A 19,658-nucleotide genomic window follows, 5' to 3' on the forward strand; every position below is an offset into this window, starting at 1 on the left:
AGAACGAACCGTGCCCCAGCCGAAGGTCTCACACGGCGTCATACCTGGGAGGGCCTCCGGTGACGGCCGTGCGACACGCAGTGAGCGGGGCCCCGCAGGAGCCGGGCGCCGCAGGAGCCGGGCGCCGCCCAGTAACCGGGCGGCGCCCGGCCCCGTTGGCCGGATGACCGTCCGCCCGGCCCCCGAGGACCCCCATGCGCCGTCGCCGCCTCCTGCCCGCCCTCGCGACCGCCACGGCCACCGCCGTGCTCGCCCTCTCTCCCGCCGCCTGGGCCGCACCCGGGGTCCCGGCCGACAAACCGCAGGTGCTGAGCCGCTGGACGCAGCCCAGCGCCGCCAGTTACGAGGCCTGGGCCGACGCGCGCGAACACCGCGCCGCCTGGTCCGCGTACGGCTTCGACTGGTCGACCGACCAGTGCACGACCTCCCCGGACAACCCCTTCGGCTACCCCTTCGCGGCGGCCTGCGCCCGCCACGACTTCGGCTACCGCAACCACCGGGCGGCCGGGCTGTTCCCGGCCGCCAAGGCCCGGCTCGACGACGCGTTCCACGCGGACATGAAGCGGGTGTGCGCCTACTACACGGGCAGCCGCAAGCGTTCGTGCGACGGCACCGCCTGGACGTACTACCAGGCGGTCAGGCTCCTCGGCATTTCCTAGCGATCACAGGCGTTCACGCGCAGAGCAGGCGATCAGACGCAGGCCGCGTCATCAACGCAGAGCGCGCGATCACACGCAGGTCGCGCGATCACACGCAGAGCACGGGGACCCGCTGGACCACGTTGTTGGCGAAACCGCCGCGGTTCCACGGCTCTTCGAGCGGCTGGGTGCGTCCCCCGGTGTCCGTGGCGCGGACGGTGAGCGTGTGGCGGCCCGGTACGGCCGTCCACACGCAGCTCCACGCCTGCCACGCCCACGGATGCGCCCCCGGCGCCGCCACCTCGGCCGGTGCCCAGGTCAGGCCGTCGTCGGCGCTCACCTCCACCCGGGCCACGGCTCCGTGGCCGGACCACGCCCGCCCCTCCAGGCGTACCGGGCCGGGGTGCACGACGCGGGTGCGCGACATGAAGTCGGGGAAGCCCGGCGGGGCCATCAGGGCGCGCGGCGCGATACGGGTCACCGGCTCGCCGGGGTCGTCCGGATCGTCGGCGGACCACCGCAAGCGGTAGGCCACGGACTGCTGGAACCCGGTGAACGGCGCGTCGACGAGGGTGATGTCCCGCAGCCACTTCACGTGCGCCATGCCGTACCAGCCCGGTACGACCAGCCGCAGCGGATAGCCGTGCTGCGGCGGCAGGAGCCGGCCGTTCATGGCGTAGGCGATCAGCACGCCCGAGTCCTCCCCGATGGCGTACGGCAGGGGCAGGCTGCGCCGGTAGTCCTGCTCGACACCGCGCTCCACACCGTGGTCGGCCCCGGTGAACACCGCTTCGACGGCATCCGACCGCACCCCCGCCGCCTCCAGGACGAGACCCAGCGGGACCCCGGTCCAGTCGGCGGTGCCCACCGCCTCGACCAGCCACGGCTGGCTGACCGGCCGGGGGGACAGGAGCGCCCGGCCGTTGCCCGCGCACTCCATCGTGACGCGGCGGGTGACGGCGGGGAACGCCCGCAGCACCTCGAGGTCCAGCGACAGCGGCGCGTCGACCAGGCCGCCCACGGTCAGCCGCCAGCCGTCCGCGTCGGCGGCAGGGATGTCGTAGTGGACCAGGACGTAGTGCAGTCCGGGCGGCGTGACCTCGTAGCGCAGGGCCTCCAGCGGCAGGCCGTGATTGCGGGCCGCGAGCGCCAACTCCTCCTGGCCGATGCCCTCACCGGCGGGGGCGATGCGCGCCGGGGCGCTGATGTCGCGCACGGACGCCTCTTCCATCTCCCCATCGTCGCGCGCCCCGCCCCGCAGGGCACGTCGTCGCCCGCGGGCCACCCGTCACAGGTGCCGCGTGAACCAGCCGCGGGCCAGGGCGGCCACCTCGTCCAGGGCGCCCGGTTCCTCGAAGAGGTGCGTGGCTCCCGGGACGACCTCCAGCCGGGTCTCGCAGAGCAGCTCACGCTGCGCGGCGCGGTTGAGTTCCAGCACGGTGGTGTCGCGGCCGCCGACGACGAGCAGGGTCGGCGCCCGTACGAAGGCCAGCCGCGGCCCGGCGAGGTCGGGCCTGCCGCCGCGCGAGACCACGGCGCCGATGTCGGCGTCGGCGGCGGACGCGGCCCACAGCGCGGCCGCGGCCCCGGTGCTCGCGCCGAAATAACCGATCGGGAGGGGCGCGCGCCGGCGGAGCCAGGCGGTGGCGGCCGCGAGCCGTCCGGCCAGCGGCTCGATGTCGAAGACGTTGGCCCGGTCGGCCTCCTCGGCGGGCGTCAGCAGGTCGAAGAGCAGGGTGCCCAGGCCCGCCCGGTTCAGGTCCGCCGCGACCGTCCGGTTGCGCGGGCTGCGGCGGCTGCTGCCGGAGCCGTGGGCGAACACCACGACCGCCCCGGCCCCCTCCGGCAGGGCCAGGTCGCCGGCCAGGGCGAGACCGCCGGCGTCCACCTCGACCTCGACGGGCCGGGCGGCCTCGACGGCGCCGACGCTCCCGACGGCCCGCGCGGGCCGTGGGCCGGCCGCCGCTCGCGCCAGCAGGGAGACGACCTCCTCGTCGGAGGTCTGGGAGAAGTCCCGGTACCACTCGCCGACGGCCCGGAAGGCCGGCGGCGCGGAGAGGCACACCACCTCGTCGGTCTCTTCGCGCAGCCGGGCGACCGCGTCGGGCGGGGCCACCGGGACGGCCAGCACCACACGGGCCGCGCCCTGCGCCCGTACGACCTGGCAGGCGGCGGCTGCCGTGGCTCCGGTGGCGATCCCGTCGTCGACCACGATCACCGTCCGCCCGTCGAGGGCCACCCGGGGCCGGTCGCCGCGGAACCTGCGGGCCCGGCGGGCGAGCTCCGCCTCCTCGGCGCGCTCGACCGCCTCCAGGTCCTCGCGTGTGACGCGGCTGCTGCGGACGATGTCCTCGCTGATGACCCGTACGCCCCCCTCGCCGATCGCCCCGAAGCCGAGCTCGCGGTGGTGCGGGACACCGAGCTTGCGGACCACGATCACGTCCAGCGGGGCGCCGAGGGCCCGCGCCACGGGGAAGGCCACCGGGACGCCGCCGCGGGGCAGGCCCAGTACGACGGGACGTTCCTCCTGCAGAGGGCGGAGGGCTGCGGCGAGCCGCTCCCCGGCGTCCGCGCGGTCGGTGAAGAGCACGGGGTTCACCCCCAACCCGAGGGGAGACGGGACCACGCACCCCCTCCTTCCGACGCAACCCCACGCGGGGGATTCCCGCAAGTCGGGGAGGCCGGCGGACCGCGGCATCCATCGCCGCAGCTGCCCGGGGGCATCCCCGGGATGCCCCCGGGATGGCCCCGGAGGTGGAGCGGCCGTCTTCCCGTCGACGGGTCCGCCGCACGGCCCGCAGGGTCTGTTTCCGGCCGATCTGCGGCCCGGCGCGGGCGAGTTCGGCCCGCGCGGCCGTGAAGGGGGCCGCCGCGGACGGCCTCCCGGTGCGTCCGGAGCGGGGTCCTGCGGCCCCGCCCGACCGGCCCGGCCAACCCCGCCGACCGCTGCGACCTGCGCGAAAGCCCTCCGCGGAGGGAGGGCTTCGGGTGATGAAGAATGTGTGCCCCCGGCAGGACTCGAACCTGCGGCCAAGTGCTTAGAAGGCACCTGCTCTATCCACTGAGCTACGGGGGCCGGAAGGTGGCCTTGGTGGGCCTGGAGCCCCTGGTGGGGGTGGGACTTCGGTCCGTTCCGGGTCAAGGATAGGGCTCCGGCCGCCTTGTCCCGGTTGCTTCACTCGCGGGCCACGATGTGGAGGTTCCGTGAAGCGGTCCCGATAATCGCAGGCAGGTGCGATTCTCGCATCGCTTTTGCGCCGCGGCGCCCTGGGTGTTGTGCACTCGTTATGCCTGCGCCCCACTCGTCCGTCGTGCCCAGAATGTCCCACTGAAGTCGCGGTCGGCGCGCAGGGGACGTATAAGCTTCAAAAATGGTCCTAAATTGGGCATTCTTCGCATGTGGTGACCTTGGATGTTCGGCCTCAGCTGCTCGAAGCCCTGTCCGCCCTGCGCGACCGGGTCGCGTCCGTACGTCTGCCGTTGCCCCTGCCCGGCGCCCCGCGGGCCCGCCAGACCAGATCCGAGCTGCTCGCGCAGCTCGACGACTACCTCGTACCGCGCCTGAAGGCGCCCGAGGCGCCCCTGCTCGCCGTGGTCGGCGGCTCCACCGGGGCCGGTAAGTCCACCCTCGTCAACTCCCTCGTCGGACGCCAGGTCAGCGAAGCCGGCGTGCTGCGCCCGACCACCCGCACGCCGGTGCTCGTCTGCCACCCCGACGACCACCACTGGTTCGCCGGAATGCGCGTACTCCCCGACCTGATGCGGGTCTGGGTGCCCCACGAGGACGACGACACGCCCCCCAAGGCCGCCCCCCGCGGCCCGGGCCGCGGCCGCACCGGCACCCGGGGCGGCCACGAGACCCGCGAGATGCGGATCGAGACCGTCTCGAGCCTGCCGCGCGGACTCGCCATCCTCGACGCCCCCGACATCGACTCCCTCGTGGTCGAGAACCGGACACTCGCCGCCGAACTCATCTGCGCCGCCGACGTCTGGGTGATGGTCACCACCGCCTCGCGCTACGCCGACGCCGTCCCCTGGCACATCCTGCGCACCGCCAAGCAGTACAGGGCCACCCTGGTCACCGTCCTGGACCGGGTGCCGCACCAGGTCCTCGCCGAGGTCTCCCGCCAGTACGGAGCCCTGCTCACCAAGGCCGGCCTGGGAGACGTACCGCGCTTCACCGTCCCCGAACTCCCCGAGTCGACCGGCGGCGGCGGACTGCTCCCGGCCAGCGCCGTCGCCCCGCTCTTCGCCTGGCTCGCCCACCACGCGCAGGACCCCGCCGCCCGGCAGTACGCCGTCGGGCGCACCGCCCTCGGCGCCCTGGACTCCCTGCGCAGCCGGATGCCCGAACTCGCCTCCGCCGTCGCCGCCCAGCACGCCGCCGCCGTACGGCTGACGTCGGCCGTCGAGGACGCGTACCGGCGCGAGGGCAAGCGGGTCCGGGGCCGCCTCGACCGGGGCGCCGTACTGGCCGGCGACGCGCTGACCCGCTGGCGCGGCTACCCCCTCGACACCAGCGCCGACGAACTGCTCGACTCGCTCGCCGAGTCGCTCGCCGCCCTGCTCCAGTGCGCCGTCGCCGCCGCGGACGAACGGATCGCCGAGGCCTGGCGCCGCGAACCGGCCTCCGGCGCGCTGGTCCTGCCCACGCCCGACAGGGAGGCGGGCGAACGTATCGGCATGGCCGTACGCCGCTGGCGGCGCGTGCTGGAGGAACTCGTCGAGGAGGAGGTGGGCGGACTCGACCGGCAGCCCGCACCCGACCCCGACGCCGTCGCGGCCCTGCTCGCCGCCGCACTGCTCGGCGGCAAACGGGCCCGGCCCGCTGGGGAGAAGCTCGCCGAGCGGATCGGCGCACAGGCCGCCCTGCGACTGCGCGACAAGGGCGGGGAACTCGTCGGCGACCACCTCGACGAGGTGCTGCGCGGCGAACGCGACCGCCGCCTCGCCCCGTTGGAAGCACTCGAAGTGAGCCCGGAACCGCAGGCCGAACTGATCGCCGCGCTGTCCGTACTGCAGAAGGAGAGGTGACGCCGTGACCGCCCTGACCGACCGCACCGACGACCGCTGGGACGACGGGTTCATCGCGCGTTCCCGCCCCCGCCCCGTCGAAGCGGGCGAGGGGGACGCCGCCGACGCGGGCGACGAGGGCGACGAAGCGCTCGTACGGGCCGTCTCGGGCGCCGGCAGCGACGGCGGCAAGTCGGCCGCGCCCCCGCTCAGCCCCGAGGCGCGGGCCCTGCGCCAGCGCCTCGACGCGCTGCGGCAGTTGGTCGGGCTCTCCCGGACCCGGCTCGACGGCAAGACCCTCGCCGAAGCCGGACGGGTACTGGACGAGGCCGCCGCACGCCGCGGGCTCTCGCCCCAGCACACGGTCGTGGCGATCGCCGGAGCGACCGGAAGCGGCAAGTCCACGCTCTTCAATTCACTCGCCGGGGTGCAGATCTCCGAGACCGGGCTGCGCCGCCCGACCACCGCCGCGCCCATCGCGTGCAGCTGGTCGGACGGGGCAGCCGGGCTCCTGGACCGGCTGGAGATTCCCGGACGGCTGCGGCGCCGGCCCCGCGAGACCTCCGAGGCCGAGGCCCTGCGCGGGATGGTCCTCGTGGACCTGCCGGACCTGGACTCGGCGCTCGCCGCGCACCGCGAGCACGTGGACCGGGTACTGGCGCTGGTCGACGCCGTGGTGTGGGTCGTGGACCCGGAGAAGTACGCCGACGCGGTGCTGCACGAGCGGTACCTGCGGCCGCTGGCCGGACACGCCGAGGTGACCTTCGTCGTGCTCAACCAGGTGGACCGGCTGCCCGGCGAGGCCGCCGACCTCGTACTGGACGACCTGCGCCGGCTGCTCGACGAGGACGGCATCGCGCTCGGCGAGCACGGCGAGCCCGGCGCCACGGTCCTCGGGCTGTCCGCCCTGACCGGCGACGGCGTCGGGGAGCTGCGCGAACTCCTCGGTCAGTTCACGCAGGAGAAGGGCGCCGCGACCCGGCGGATCTCGGCGGACGTGGACCGCGCGGCGATCCGCCTGCGGCCGCTCTACGTCGCCGACGGGCATGCCGGACCGGAGATCGGGGAAGCGGCGCGCACCGAGTTCGAGGACCGGCTCGCCGAAGCGGTCGGGGCCTGCGCGGCCGGACTCGCCGCCGAACGGGCCTGGCGGCGCAACGCGGGCAAGGCGTGCGGGACCCCGTGGCTGCGGCTGTGGCGCTGGTACGAGAACCGGCGCGCGCCGCGCACCCTGGCGGGCCTGGCCGCCCTGGCGGCGATCGGCGGCCGGGGCCAGACGGCCGCACAGGCTCCGGTCGAGGAGGAGGTGACCGCCCGTCAGCGGGTGGAGCAGGCCGTACGGGTCGTCGCCGACGAAGCGGTCGCGGGCCTGCCCGACCCGTGGGCGCAGGCGGTCCGGGAGACGGCGGTGCGCGGTGCCGAGGGGCTTCCGGAGGCGCTGGACGAGATCGCGGTGACCCTCGGTGCGGCGGTCGCCGTGTCGAACGCCAAACCGCCGCGGCCCGCCTGGTGGCCCGCGGCGGTGCTGACGCAGGCGGCCATGACGCTGCTCCAGATCTTCGGCGGACTGTGGCTCGTCGGGCAGATCGTCGGGGTCCTGGAGCCCGAGCTGGTGCCGCCGGTGCTGCTGATGGTGGCGGGCATCATCGGCGGGCCGCTCGTGGAATGGGCCTGCTCGATCGCGGCCCGGGGCCCGGCCCGGCGGTACGGGCAGGACGCGGAGCGCAGGCTGCGGCAGGCGGCCGCCGGGTGCGGACGGGCCCGGGTGCTGGAACCTGTGGCGGCGGAGCTGCTGCGCTACCGGGAGGTGCGGGAGCAGTACGCCGCGGTCGCCGCAGGGGGGAGCCGGTTGTCCACAACCCGCCAGTAATCCACAGGTCGGAGCGGGGGACGGGCCGCCGGACGCAGCATGGTCCGTAGCCCGTACGGATGGTCCGTGCGGGCCGGGACGACGGGGGAGGGCGACCGGGATGTACGACACCCAGGTGACGCTGGTGGGCCATGTGGCGACACAGGTCGACTACAAGGAGACGGTGCACGGTCCGTCGGCGCGGTTCCGTTTCGCGGTGACGCCCCGGTACTACGACCGGCGCAAGGACGCCTGGACGGACGGGACCACCAGCTTCTACACGGTGTGGGCGCGGCGCACCCTCGCGGTGAACCTCGCCGGTTCCGTATCGGTGGGCGAGCCGCTGGTGGTGCACGGGCGGCTGCGCGTGCGGGACGACCCACCGGCCGGGGAGGGGGGAAACCGGTGGGTCAGCGCGGAGATCGAGGCAACCGCCATCGGGCACGACCTGAACCGCGGGACGGCGGCCTTCCGGCGAGTGGTGAGAACCGATCATCCGCTGATGGGCACTCAGAAGGCGTCGGTGGGTTGAGTGTTCGAGGCGGTTAGGATTCCCCGGTACTCACGGGCACCTGGGTCTTTGGCCCGAAGGGGAAGACTGTGTCGATTGCCGTTCCCGCATCCTCCGCTCCTGCTCCCGCTCCTGCTCCTGCTCCTGCTGCTTCGGTACCGGCTGCTCCCGCTCTTGCTCTTTCGGTACCTGCTGCTCCCGTTCTCGATGCTCCCACCGGCGGTGCGCCGCGGGGGGCCGCCCGTCGGCCGCTCGCGGCCGCCCTGCTGGCCGCGGCCCTCGCCGCCGCGCCCGGCGCCCGGGCCGCCGCCGACTCCGGGCCGGTGGCGCCCCGCGTACCGGAGGGCGCGAGCGCCGTGCTGGACGGGCTGAAGACGTTCGGGCAGGCGGTCCTCCACGCCGGGGACGGATCGGTGCGGCACATCCCCGCCGGTCTGTACGAGATGCGGGTCGACGGTGGCGGGATGCTCCAGACGTACGGGGTCGGGGTGGCGGGCAACGCACAGCCGCAGGCCCGGTACACGGAGAGCGGCTGGAGCGGCAGCCCGCTGGCGGGCAACGGGCAGGCCGGACGGATCCGCTGGGTGCTGGAGCACTCCTACCCGCAGCTGAACGACCTGGCCGGGCTCGCCAAGGCGGCCGGGGCCGTGTCGCTGACCGCCGAGAGCGCGGCGGCCGGGACCCAGGTGGCGATCTGGCGGCTCGCGGACGGGGTGCGCGTCGAGGCGGCGGACCCGGCCGCGGAGAAGCTGGCCGACTACCTCCAGCGTGCGGCGGGACAGATGCCGGAGCCGCCCGCCTCGCTGGGACTCGGCCCCGGCGACGTGTCGGGGCCGGTCGGCACCCGGCTCGGCCCGGTGACGGTGCGCACCGGCGCGCGGAGCGTGGCGGTCATCCCGGACGCGGCGGCCGTCGCCATGGGGGTGCGCGTGGTGGACGCCGAGGGGCAGCCGCTGACCACGGCGGCCAACGGGAGCCGGATCTACTTCGAGGTGCCGGCGGGCACCCCCGACGGGACGGCGTCGGTCACCGTCCAGGGGGCGACCAAGGTGCCGGTCGGGCGGGTCTTCACCAGCGGCGTCCCCGCCCAGGCGCAGATCGTGGCCGGCTCCAGCGAGTCCGCGGCGACGGCGACGGCGCGGGCGGCCTGGCCGCCGCCCCCGCCGCCCGAGGCCGGTGCGACCCCGGCCGGGGCCTCGGACCCGGACGCCGGTCCGGGGGCGGTCGCGCTGGGCGCGCAGTCCGCGTCCCTCGCGACGACCTCCCCGGACGAGGAGCGGCTCGCGACCAGCGGCAGCTCGGCCGCCACGCCCGTCATCGCCTCCCTGGCGGTGGGCCTCGTCGTGCTGGGCGGCCTGGTCGTCCTGCTGCTGCGCAAGCGCCCTCTCGACGAGGAGGAGTAGGAAGCGAAGCGGAGCAGGGGACGAGGAAGGCGGACCAGGTGACGAGGAAAGCGGAACAGGGACGAGGAAAGCGGCCGGCGCCGGGCGCCGCGCCGGTTCCGGTAAGGGATCCGGGGTAGAGGCAGGAAATGGTTGATCAAGAACTGACCTGGACCGGCGCCTTCGCGCGGTGGGACCGCCGGTTGTTCGACGCCGTGGCCCGCAGGCACTGGCCCGGCGCCGACCGCGTGCTGCCCCGCCTCGGGCGGGCCGCGAACCACGGCGTGCTGTGGGGCGGGGCCGCCGCGGCCATCGCCGTCTTCGGATCGGCCGGGGCGCGCAAGGCGGCCCTGCGCGGGGCGGCCTCCCTGGCGCTGGCCTCCTCGACCATCAACACCATCGGCAAGTGGTCCGTACGCCGCCCCCGGCCGCTGCTGGAAGGCGTGCCCGCGGTCCGGCAGCTGGCCGTGCAGCCGCAGACCACCTCCTTCCCGTCCGGGCACTCGGCGTCCGCCTTCGCCTTCACCGCCGGGCTGGCGCTGGAGGCCCCCGCCCTGGGTGCCGCGCTCGCCCCGGTGGCCGCGTCGGTGGCGTTCTCCCGGGTCTACACCGGCGTGCACTACCCCTCCGACGTGGTCGCGGGTGCGGCCCTGGGCGTGGCCGCCGCCTTCGTCGTACGGCGGCTCGCGCGGGACGTGCAGGAGGCCCGGGCCGTGCCGGGCGACGAGCCGAAGGCCATCGGGGTCCCCGCGCTGCCCGACGGGGCCGGGCTGACGGTGGTCGTCAACACCGGGTCGGGCACGGCCGCGGCCGTGCCCGACGTCGTGCGCGCCCGGCTCCCCAAGGCCGAGGTGATCGAGTGCCAGGGCGCGGACCTGCTCCCCGCACTGGCGGAGGCGGCCTCGCGCTCCACCGTCCTCGGGGTGTGCGGCGGCGACGGCACCGTCAACGCGGCCGCCACCGCCGCCCTGAAGGCCGGGGTCCCCCTGGCCGTGTTCCCCGGCGGCACCCTCAACCACTTCTCGCTCGACCTCGGCCTCCTCGGACCCGAGGCCACCTGCGAAGCCCTGGAGCACGGGGAGGCCGTCCGCATCGGCGTGGGCCGCTTCTCCCCGGGCCCCGGCCCCGACGGCGCGCCCGGCTACTTCCTGAACAACTTCAGCATCGGCGCCTACCCGGAGCTGCTGCGCCACCGGCTGCACTGGGGCCCGCGCATCGGCGGCGGCCCGGCCGCCCTGCTGGCGGCCTGGAAGGTCCTGCGCGCCGAGCGGCCCGTGCGGCTGAAGCTGGCCGGGCGGCCCCGGAGCGTCTGGCTGCTCTTCGCCGGCAACGGCACCTACCACGGCACCGGCCCCACCCCGGGCCGCCGCGACAGCGTCGGCGAGGGCCTGCTCGACCTGCGGGTCGTCTACGGCGGCGGGCGGCCCGGCCCCCGGCTGCTGGCCGCCGCCTTCGCCGGCCCCCTGAGCCGGTCCCCGGTCCACGCGGCCACCCACCTGCGCAGCCTGCGCGTCGCATCCGTCCCGCAGGGCACCCCCCTCGCCTACGACGGCGAATACGCCAAGGCCCCGAGCGAACTCGTCCTCGACACCCTCCCGGCCGCCCTCACGGTCTACCGCCCCCTCTGACCACCCCGCCCCGGACCCCGTGGCCCCGCAGACCGCCCGCCGCCCGGGCGGCCTGTGGCCCGGCCGTCCCGCCGACCCCCGCCCCGGCCCACCGGGCTCTGACCTACCCATTCGCCCGCGGGTATGGACGTACGGCAAGATGGGGTGTATCTGCCCACCATCGATCTGCCGGACGGTTTCTCTTGGCTGAGTTCATCTACACCATGCGCAAGACGCGCAAGGCACACGGCGACAAGGTGATCCTTGACGACGTCTTCCTGAACTTCCTGCCCGGCGCGAAGATCGGTGTGGTCGGCCCGAACGGTGCCGGTAAGTCCACCGTTCTGAAGATCATGGCGGGTATCGAGCAGCCGTCCAACGGTGACGCCTTCCTGTCGCCCGGCTACACCGTCGGCATCCTCATGCAGGAGCCGAAGCTGGACGAGTCCAAGACCGTCCTGGAGAACGTCGAGGACGGCGTCGGCCCGATCAAGCAGAAGCTCAACCGGTTCAACGCGATCGCCGAGGAAATGGCGACGAACTACACCGACGAGCTGATGGAGGAGATGGGCAAGCTCCAGGACGACCTGGACCACGCCAACGCGTGGGACCTCGACGCCCAGCTGGAGCAGGCCATGGACGCCCTGGGCTGCCCGCCCGGCGACTGGCCGGTCACCAACCTCTCCGGTGGTGAGAAGCGCCGCGTGGCCCTCTGCAAGCTGCTGCTGGAGGCCCCCGACCTGCTGCTCCTCGACGAGCCCACCAACCACCTCGACGCCGAGTCCGTGAACTGGCTGGAGCAGCACCTGGCCCAGTACAAGGGCGCCGTCGTGGCCGTCACCCACGACCGCTACTTCCTCGACAACGTCGCCGAGTGGATCCTCGAGCTCGACCGCGGCCGCGCCCACCCCTACGAGGGCAACTACTCCACCTACCTGGAGAAGAAGGCCGAGCGCCTCAAGGTCGAGGGCAAGAAGGACGAGAAGCGCGCCAAGCGCCTCAAGGAAGAGCTGGAGTGGGTCCGCTCCAACGCCAAGGGCCGCCAGGCCAAGTCCAAGGCCCGTCTCGCCCGCTACGAGGAGATGGCGGCCGAGGCCGACAAGATGCGCAAGCTGGACTTCGAGGAGATCCAGATCCCGCCGGGCCCGCGTCTGGGCTCGATCGTGGTCGAGGTCAACAACCTCTCCAAGGCGTTCGGTGACAAGGTCCTCATCGACGACCTGTCCTTCACGCTGCCGCGCAACGGCATCGTCGGCATCATCGGCCCGAACGGCGCCGGCAAGACCACGCTCTTCAAGATGATCCAGGGCCTGGAGAAGCCGGACTCCGGCGAGATCAAGGTCGGCGAGACCGTCAAGATCAGCTACGTGGACCAGGGCCGCGCCAACATCGACCCCAAGAAGACCCTCTGGGCGGTCGTGTCGGACGAGCTGGACTACATCAACGTCGGCAACGTCGAGATGCCGTCCCGCGCGTACGTCAGCGCCTTCGGCTTCAAGGGCCCGGACCAGCAGAAGCCGGCCGGCGTGCTCTCCGGCGGTGAGCGCAACCGCCTGAACCTCGCGCTCACCCTCAAGCAGGGCGGCAACCTGCTGCTCCTCGACGAGCCCACCAACGACCTCGACGTCGAGACCCTGGGCTCGCTGGAGAACGCGCTGCTGGAGTTCCCCGGTGCGGCCGTGGTCGTCTCCCACGACCGCTGGTTCCTGGACCGGGTGGCCACCCACATCCTCGCCTACGAGGGCGAGTCCAAGTGGTTCTGGTTCGAGGGCAACTTCGAGTCCTACGAGAAGAACAAGATCGAGCGGCTCGGCCCGGACGCGACCCGTCCGCACCGCGCCACCTACAAGAAGCTCACCCGAGGCTGAGGGGAGAGCCGAGGTCACGGCCATGGCCAGACACCAATACCGTTGCCCCCTGCGCTGGGCGGACATGGATGCCTTCGGGCACGTCAACAACGTCGTCTTCCTCCGCTATCTGGAGGAGGCACGGATCGACTTCATGTTCCGCCTCGCGCCGGGGGAGGGCAGCGAGTCCTTCACGGGCGGATCCGTCGTGGCCCGCCACGAGATCGACTACAAGCTGCCCCTCGTACACCGGCACGAGCCGGTCCTCATCGAGTCCTGGGTGACCCGGATAGGCGCCGCTTCCCTGACCATCCGCTACGAGGTCAAGGACGAGGCGACCGAGGACAGGCCCGAGACCGTCTACGTGCGCGCGGAGACCGTGGTCGTGCCCTACAACCTCGCCGCGGGGCGGCCCCGCCGCATCACGGCCGAGGAGAGGCACTTCCTCGAGGAGTACCTCGACGAGCCGCGCGCCGAGGCCATCGCGGCATGAGTGAGCAGCTGCGCTTCGCCGACTCCGGGGAGGCGGCGGACCTCGCCGCCTTCCTGGGCCGGCTGGTGCACTACGACCGGGCCGCCGCCGTCCGCCTCCAGTCGGGCGGCGGCGCGCTCGGCGTGTTCGGGCGGCCGCCCTCCTTCGAGGTCCTGGCCATCCGCACCGTGCGGCTCGCCGTACCCGTGACGACACCGCTGGACGTCACCGTGTCCGCCGGTGAGCTGCTGGAGTCCGTGGACGAGGCCTCGGCCGGGGCCACCGTGCCCGGGCCGGTCACCGGACCGCCCTGGACCGGGGTGCTCCCGCCCCGCGGTGGCTGGCAGCAGCTGCCGGGCCTGCCCGGCCCCGAAGCGATCGCCCAGGCCCTGGCATCCTCCGTCGCCGAGTTCCGGGCCCGTGACGAGGCCCTGCCCGCGCAGCACCGGACCCGGTCCGAGCGCGACCGCATCGGCCGCGAGATCTGGTCCCGCACCCTGGGCGACACCGAGCTGCCGCTGCGCGTCGCGCACGCCGCGCAGTCCCTGGGCTTCCTGCGGCCGGTACGGGCCACGGTGCCCGCCACCCCGTCCGGCGCAGCCCCCGACCCGGTGGCGCTGCTCGCTTCCGGGAGCTGGCTGCGGCTGCGCACCCCGTACGGCTCCGTCGCCACCCGCCGTCCCGGCGCCACCGGCGGCCTCGGCGCCTTCCGGGTCAGCCCCGTCTGACCCGCGCACCAGGCGCGCACCCGCGGCCGACCCGCGGGTGCCTCCCCCCGGGGGACGCGTCAGCCCGCCACCAGGAGACGCCCTAGCCCGCCGTGTTGATCATCGACGCGGCGGCGTACGTGAGGTACTTCCACAGCTGCGCCTCGTGCTCCGGCGCCAGGCCCAGCTCGTCCAGCGCCACCCGCATGTGCTTCAGCCAGGCGTCGTGGGCCGCCGTGTCCACCTGGAACGGCGCGTGCCGCATCCGCAGCCGCGGGTGGCCGCGGTGCCGGCTGTACGTGGTCGGCCCGCCCCAGTACTGCATCAGGAACAGCGCGAAACGTTCCTCGGCCGGACCGAGGTCCTCCTCCGGGTACATCGGGCGCAGCAGGGGATCCTCCGCGACCCCTTGGTAGAAGCGCCGCACGAGGCGACGGAAGGTGTCCTCGCCGCCCACCTGCTCGTAGAAGGTCTGCTCCTGCTCCTGAAGGCCGCCCTGCGGAATCTCATTCACCCGACCATCGTCTCAGACGCCCGGTGCCGTCCGGGTGCGCCTTCGCGCTCGCACGTGCGGGCCGGCCGCAGGACAGTGGAGGCATGGCCGCACACACCGCACACAGCGCACGCACCGGGACGCGGGACCTGCGGGAGACCGCGCACGCCGCCCAGGTGCGGGAGCTGACCGCGGCCGGCGTGCTGGAGGACCCGCGCTGGCGGGCGGCCTTCGCGGCCGTGCCCCGGCACGCCTTCGTGCCCTACTTCTGGGCCGACCGCGGCGCCGGCCACGAACGGCTCTGGGCCGAGGACCCCGACCCCGCCCAGCGGGCCCGCTGGCTGCGCGGGGTGTACGTCGACGCCCCGCTCGCCACCCGGCTGCGCGACGGCCGCCTGGTGTCCTCCAGCAGCCAGCCCTCCCTGATGGCGAAGATGCTGGCCGCCCTCGACGTGCGCGACGGCGACGACGTCCTGGAGATCGGGGCGGGCACCGGCTACAACGCGGCCCTGCTCTGCCACCGCCTCGGCGACGAGCACGTCACCACCGTGGACCTGGACGAGGAGATCACCGAGTCCGCCCGGGCCCACCTGGCCCGCCTCGGCTACCACCCGACGGTGGTCACCGGCGACGGCGCCCGCGGCTGCCCCGCCCGGGCCCCGTTCGACCGGATCCTGGTGACCTGCACGCTGCCGCTGGTCCCGCACGCCTGGCTCGGCCAGTGCCGGCCCGGGGCCCGCATCCTGGCCCCGCTGTCGACCGGGCTGATCGCGCTCACGGTCCGGGACGCCGGCTTCGCCGAGGGCCGTTTCCTGCACACCCCGGCCTACTTCGTCCCGCTGCGCGGGGCCACGGCCGTACCGCCGCCCGACCGGACGGCGATGGTGCGCGGGCTCCCGTACGAGCTGGTGGAGAACGAGCGCTTCCAGTTCATGCTCGTGCTGACCGCCGGGGTACTGCACCCCCGCGAGGCCCTGGACCTGTGGCGCAGCGAGGGCCGCCCGGGCCGCGAGCGCTTCGGCGTCTCGGTCGGTCCGGACGGCCAGTGGTCGTGGCTGGACGACCCCCAGGGTCCCTACGTGTGGCCCCTGGGGGGAGCCTGATCAGCCGCGGCGGATGGTGATCGTGGTCCAGGCGCCCACGTGGACGCGGTCGCCGTCGGCGAGCGGGACCGGGACGTAGGGCTGGATCGGGTCCTCGCCGCCGTTGATGGTGGTGCCGTTGGTGGAGTTCTGGTCCACCACCGCCCAGCTCATGTCGGGCTGCTGCACCAGCACCGCGTGCTGGTGGGAGACGCCCGGGTCCTCCGGGGGCACCGACAGGTCGATGTCCGGGGACTCGCCCGTGGAGGCGCGGCGGCGGCCGATGGTGATCTGGCCGCCGGACAGCGGGAGGTGCTGCTCCGGGGAGTACGCGGGCAGGTTGAGGCCGGTCGCCTCGGGACCGCTGCGCTGCATCATCGCCATGAAGTACGAGCGGTCGGGGCCGATCGTCGCGCTCCAGGACCCGCCCTGGGGCGGGAGGGGCTGGTACGACGGCGCCTGGGGCTGCCGGCCGTAGTCCTGCTGGTAGTCCTGCTGGTGCTGCGGCGGGGCCTGCTGCTGGTACTGCGCCTGCTGCGGGGCCTGCTGGTACGCCGGCGGCGGCTCGTGCGCGGGCGGCGGCAGCAGCCAGTCGTCCTCGCGCTGGAGCGGCTCCGCCGGGCGGTTGACGCGGGACGGCCGCGAGCCCTGGTACTCGAAGTGGTCCTGGCCGTACGTCCCCGGCGCCGGCACGGGCGGCGGGGGCGGGCTGCCCGGACGGGGCCCGGCAGCGGCACCGGCGCCGGGCGCCGGCGGCGCCGGGTCCGAGACCGGAGGCGGCGTGTAGGGGGTCGCCGCTCGGGTCAGGAAGTTGTACCGGCACTCCTCGCAGAACGGGGCCATGGCCTCGCGCGGGGTCCGGCACTGCGGGCAGAGCTCTGCCTGGGCGGTCGGTTCACCGGCGGTCGGGGGGAAGCCGTAGCCGTAGGAAGGCACGGCGGGGGGACCCTCGGGGGTACCCATGCGGTGGCCGCAGACCTCGCACCAGTCGTCGGAGGCGGACTGGTGCCCGTTCGGGCAGGTCGGCATGGCGGCTCTTCCCCCTTCTTCTCCCTGCGTCATGCGGGAGGCTCTCAGAACTTCTTCACTCGGACGGTCTGCGTGGAACGTGTTTCGAGAGTCATCTCGTCGGCGTCGGCAACCTTCGCTTTCAGCCGCACAGTACCCGCCACCGCGTCCACCACATCCACCACCTTCGACAGAAGTCGTGCTGTGTCGGCGTTCCCGGAGACGCTCGCCAGTTGTACGGCCCGTCCGAGTTTGGCCGTAGCACCATCGACATCGCCCAGTTTGCGGGCTTCGAGGCCCTGCTGGATAGCCTGCGCCAGCTCCGCCTGCCCGGTGTAGTGGGCCACCTGCGGGTTGATGGCGGTGGACGCGGCCACGTCGTCGGTCCACACCGCGCGCACCAGGCCCTGGGCCAGGACGGCCTCGGGCTCGCCGCCCGTGGCCGGCCGCACCAGCGTGGCGCGGGAGGCGAGCATCTCCTGGCCGACGGCCGCGCCGGGGACCCGGACGCACACGTGGTACTCGCGGGACTCGTCGCCCCACGACCCGGTCGGGTAGTCGCCCGCGCGCGGGCCCGTGTCGGTACGGCGGTCGGTCAGGTCCTGCACGGTGGGTGCGACCTGCTTGACGTACTGGATCTCCACGCCGACCGGGGTCCACAGGCGCAGGGAGACGTCCGCGACCTCCTTGCCCATGACCTTCTCCATCATGCGCGTGAAGTCCTCGGTGAGGTGGGCCGGGTCGGCCACGATGTCGGCGGAGCCGAGCAGGGCGCTGGCGATGCCGGTGACCTCCTTCACCTCCCAGTCGGTGCCCACACCGCGGGCGTCGCAGGTGAAGCGGCCCGCGCAGGCGTCCAGGGTGGCGCGCAGGACGGCCGGCTCCTCGTGCTCGTTGCGTCCGTCGGTGAGCAGGATGCCGTGCCGGATGGCCGCGGTGGAGCCGCGCAGCAGGCCGTCGGCCAGGCGCAGCCAGGTGCCGATGGCGGTGCCGCCGCCGGCGCTGAGGCCGCGCAGGGCCTCCTTGGCCTCGGCCCGGGTGGCGGGGCCGGCGACGGCGAGGCGGCCCAGACCCGGATAGACCTCCTTGGCCACGTGCGTGCCGGCGATCACCGCGAAGGCCGTGCCGTCGCGCAGGGTGTCGACGGCCGCGGCCGTGGCCTCGCGGGCGCCCCGCATCTTCTCCGCCGGGTACTCCATGGAGCCCGAGCAGTCGACCATGATCACGACGGCGGCCGTGCCGTCGGCGGGCGTCCCGCGGGTGACGCTGCCCCCGCCGGTGGCGGTGACGGTGACGATGGCGTGGACGTCCCGCCCGCCTTCGGGAAGGAACTCGTTCTGGTACACGTCCACGCTGAAGCGCGGTGCGCTCGGCTTGGCGAAATTCGCCATCGGCTGGACTCCTCGAGGGCTCGGGCAGGCGGGTCAGACCTGCGGGCGCGCTTCCACTTCCGGTTCCGCTGGTGGTGCCGTGCCGGTCTCCGGGGCCGCTCCCGGTTCCCGTTCCCGTCCGGGCTGCGTGGCGAACGGCACGACGGCCACGGTGATGTTGTCGTGGCCGCCGCCGTCGAGGGCGTGCCCCACGAGCACCTGTGCGCTGTGCAGCGGGCGGACTGCGGCGTCGACGGGCAGGACCTGCGCCATCTCCCGCGCGGACTCCGCGTAGTTCCACAGTCCGTCGGTGCAGACCACGACCACGCCCGGGTGGTCCGGCTTGAAGATCGCGGTGTGCGGTTCGAGCTCGTAGGCGTCGGCGCCCAGCCAGCCGGTGATGGCGTGCGCGCGGACGTCCGCGTAGGCCTCGGCCTCGCCCATCAGGCCGGCGGCGACCATCTGGGCGGCCCACGAGTCGTCCTCGGTGAGCCGGCGGGGCAGCGCGGCGCGGTCGTCGGGCACCCAGTAGGCGCGGCTGTCGCCCACCCAGCCGATGGTCAGCAGGCCGCCGCTGACGACGGCGCCGACCAGGGTGCAGGCGGGCGCGTTCTGCGCGCCGGGGACCTCGGGGGCCAGCGCGTCGACCGCCGCGGCGGCGGCCAGGATCGCCTCGTGCATGGCCTCCTGGGGGTGCGCGCCGCGGGGGAGGGCCTCCAGGAGTGCCTCGTTCGCGGCGGCGGCCGCGGCGGCCGACGCGTCGTCGGGGCGGCTCGCTGAGGACACCCCGTCGCAGACGATGGCCACGGTGGCGGCGGAGCCGTCGGGCAGGGCGGTGGCCGACACGGCGAACGAGTCCTCGTTGCGGTGGTGGCGCAGCCCGCGGTCGCTGACGGCGGCGACGCTGCCCAGTTCCTCCTCGACGTGGTCCCGCTCCCGGGGCTGGGCGTGCCCGCAGTGCTCGCAGTACCCGTCGGTGTCGACGTGCCCGGCCCGGCAGGCCACGCAGGTCTTCCCGCCGGGTGTCGGGCCGGGGGCCGCGGCGGGCGTCGCGCCCGGCGGGGGCGCGCTGTCGTACGGGTTCTCGTACGGGGCCTCGCCCGTGCTCCAGGGCGTCGCCCCGGCGGGCGTGCCGGGGTCGCCGCCGGGCCGGTCGTGGCGGGTCTCGGGGCCGTCCGCCGGGCCCTGCGGGGCCGGGGTCGTGGGCGGGGGCGGGGAGCCGGCGACACCCCAAGGGGTCCCTTCCGGGGGCGTGCCGGGGTCGTAGGGGTTCTCGTGGCCCGGGCCCGGGTACGAGGCGCCGGCCGGGCCCGGCCGGGACTCCGGTTCCGGCTGGTGCGGCGCCGGGGCGGCCGCCCAGTCGGCCGGGTCCCCGACCAGGGTCGGCGCGGCCGCGGCCACGCTGCCCCAGCCGGGGGCGGGTTCGGCGGCGCCGGAGGAGGCGCGCGAGGCGGCCGGGGCCGGGGCCGGGATCGCGTACCCGCCCGCGGGCGGTGCCGGCGGCGCGGATGGCGCGGGTGGTGCGGGTGGCGCCGGTGGGATGGGAACGGTCGGGTGGTCCGTGGACGCGGCCGCGGAAGAAGGGGTCAGGGCGTAGCCGCACAGACCGCAGAAACGGTCACCCTCTTCGAGGGGTTCCGCGCAGCTGGGGCAGCCCGACAGCCGATGCATCGACATCA

Annotated in this window: 16 protein-coding genes and 1 tRNA gene; 10 read left to right on the forward strand and 7 right to left on the reverse strand. The window is 74.6% G+C overall.

Going from position 1 to position 19,658, the window contains the following annotated elements; genetic code table 11:
- The first annotated feature begins 194 nt into the window (after window positions 1-194).
- Window positions 195-659, forward strand: coding sequence for a phospholipase (locus tag IH80_RS0106235; protein WP_030958365.1), 465 nt, complete (start codon window positions 195-197; stop codon window positions 657-659).
- Between the two features lie 88 nt (window positions 660-747).
- Here IH80_RS0106235 and IH80_RS0106240 read toward each other — a convergent pair whose 3' ends face one another.
- From IH80_RS0106240 to IH80_RS0106250, 3 genes are all read right to left on the reverse strand, one after another.
- The gene (locus IH80_RS0106240; RefSeq protein ID WP_030958367.1) at window positions 748-1,869 is read right to left on the reverse strand and encodes a sulfite oxidase; all 1,122 of its coding nucleotides are present in this window, start codon (window positions 1,867-1,869) and stop codon (window positions 748-750) included.
- Window positions 1,870-1,926: 57 nt separating this feature from the next.
- Window positions 1,927-3,228, reverse strand: coding sequence for a phosphoribosyltransferase family protein (locus IH80_RS0106245; RefSeq protein WP_030958369.1), 1,302 nt, complete (start codon window positions 3,226-3,228; stop codon window positions 1,927-1,929).
- Between the two features lie 413 nt (window positions 3,229-3,641).
- Window positions 3,642-3,714, reverse strand: a tRNA-Arg gene (locus IH80_RS0106250).
- Between the two features lie 332 nt (window positions 3,715-4,046).
- Here IH80_RS0106250 and IH80_RS0106255 point away from each other — a divergent pair.
- From IH80_RS0106255 to IH80_RS0106290, 8 genes are all read left to right on the forward strand, one after another.
- The gene (locus IH80_RS0106255; protein ID WP_030958370.1) at window positions 4,047-5,672 is read left to right on the forward strand and encodes a dynamin family protein; all 1,626 of its coding nucleotides are present in this window, start codon (window positions 4,047-4,049) and stop codon (window positions 5,670-5,672) included.
- 4 nt (window positions 5,673-5,676) lie between these two features.
- The gene (locus tag IH80_RS0106260) at window positions 5,677-7,521 is read left to right on the forward strand and encodes a YfjP family GTPase (protein WP_051808856.1); all 1,845 of its coding nucleotides are present in this window, start codon (window positions 5,677-5,679) and stop codon (window positions 7,519-7,521) included.
- Window positions 7,522-7,621: 100 nt separating this feature from the next.
- Window positions 7,622-8,032: a single-stranded DNA-binding protein gene (locus tag IH80_RS0106265; RefSeq protein ID WP_030958375.1), complete on the forward strand. Its 411-nt coding sequence runs from the start codon at window positions 7,622-7,624 to the stop codon at window positions 8,030-8,032.
- Between the two features lie 68 nt (window positions 8,033-8,100).
- Window positions 8,101-9,414: a thioester domain-containing protein gene (locus IH80_RS38940; RefSeq protein ID WP_030958376.1), complete on the forward strand. Its 1,314-nt coding sequence runs from the start codon at window positions 8,101-8,103 to the stop codon at window positions 9,412-9,414.
- Window positions 9,415-9,542: 128 nt separating this feature from the next.
- Window positions 9,543-11,021, forward strand: coding sequence for a bifunctional phosphatase PAP2/diacylglycerol kinase family protein (locus IH80_RS0106275; protein ID WP_030958377.1), 1,479 nt, complete (start codon window positions 9,543-9,545; stop codon window positions 11,019-11,021).
- A gap of 182 nt (window positions 11,022-11,203) precedes the next feature.
- Window positions 11,204-12,868 (forward strand): energy-dependent translational throttle protein EttA, encoded by a 1,665-nt coding sequence (gene ettA, locus IH80_RS0106280; protein ID WP_078906349.1) that lies wholly within the window; start codon window positions 11,204-11,206, stop codon window positions 12,866-12,868.
- Between the two features lie 22 nt (window positions 12,869-12,890).
- The gene (locus IH80_RS0106285; protein ID WP_030958380.1) at window positions 12,891-13,340 is read left to right on the forward strand and encodes an acyl-CoA thioesterase; all 450 of its coding nucleotides are present in this window, start codon (window positions 12,891-12,893) and stop codon (window positions 13,338-13,340) included.
- A complete protein-coding gene (locus IH80_RS0106290) occupies window positions 13,337-14,047 on the forward strand; it encodes a hypothetical protein (protein WP_030958382.1) in 711 nt (236 codons plus the stop codon). The genes IH80_RS0106285 and IH80_RS0106290 overlap by 4 nt, the downstream gene beginning before the upstream one ends.
- A gap of 82 nt (window positions 14,048-14,129) precedes the next feature.
- Here the strand turns inward: IH80_RS0106290 and IH80_RS0106295 are convergent, their stop codons facing one another.
- Window positions 14,130-14,540, reverse strand: a complete 411-nt coding sequence (locus IH80_RS0106295; protein WP_030958383.1) for a globin — start codon at window positions 14,538-14,540, stop codon at window positions 14,130-14,132.
- 83 nt (window positions 14,541-14,623) lie between these two features.
- Between IH80_RS0106295 and IH80_RS0106300 the strand changes: the two genes are divergently transcribed.
- The gene (locus IH80_RS0106300) at window positions 14,624-15,622 is read left to right on the forward strand and encodes a methyltransferase domain-containing protein (RefSeq protein ID WP_051808859.1); all 999 of its coding nucleotides are present in this window, start codon (window positions 14,624-14,626) and stop codon (window positions 15,620-15,622) included.
- On the opposite strand, the gene IH80_RS0106305 is transcribed toward IH80_RS0106300, so the two are convergent.
- Genes IH80_RS0106305 through IH80_RS41870 form a run of 3 tightly spaced genes read right to left on the reverse strand, consistent with a single transcriptional unit; the run spans window position 15,623 to window position 19,656 of the window.
- On the reverse strand, window positions 15,623-16,630 hold the full coding sequence (locus IH80_RS0106305; RefSeq protein ID WP_030958386.1) for an FHA domain-containing protein: 1,008 nt from the start codon (window positions 16,628-16,630) through the stop codon (window positions 15,623-15,625).
- Between the two features lie 44 nt (window positions 16,631-16,674).
- Window positions 16,675-18,000: a VWA domain-containing protein gene (locus tag IH80_RS0106310; protein WP_030958388.1), complete on the reverse strand. Its 1,326-nt coding sequence runs from the start codon at window positions 17,998-18,000 to the stop codon at window positions 16,675-16,677.
- A 33-nt stretch (window positions 18,001-18,033) separates the two neighbouring features.
- Window positions 18,034-19,656, reverse strand: coding sequence for a protein phosphatase 2C domain-containing protein (locus IH80_RS41870; protein ID WP_051808861.1), 1,623 nt, complete (start codon window positions 19,654-19,656; stop codon window positions 18,034-18,036).
- Window positions 19,657-19,658: the final 2 nt, after the last annotated feature.

Source organism: Streptomyces sp. NRRL S-378, assembly GCF_000720645.1.
Lineage (GTDB): Bacteria > Actinomycetota > Actinomycetes > Streptomycetales > Streptomycetaceae > Streptomyces.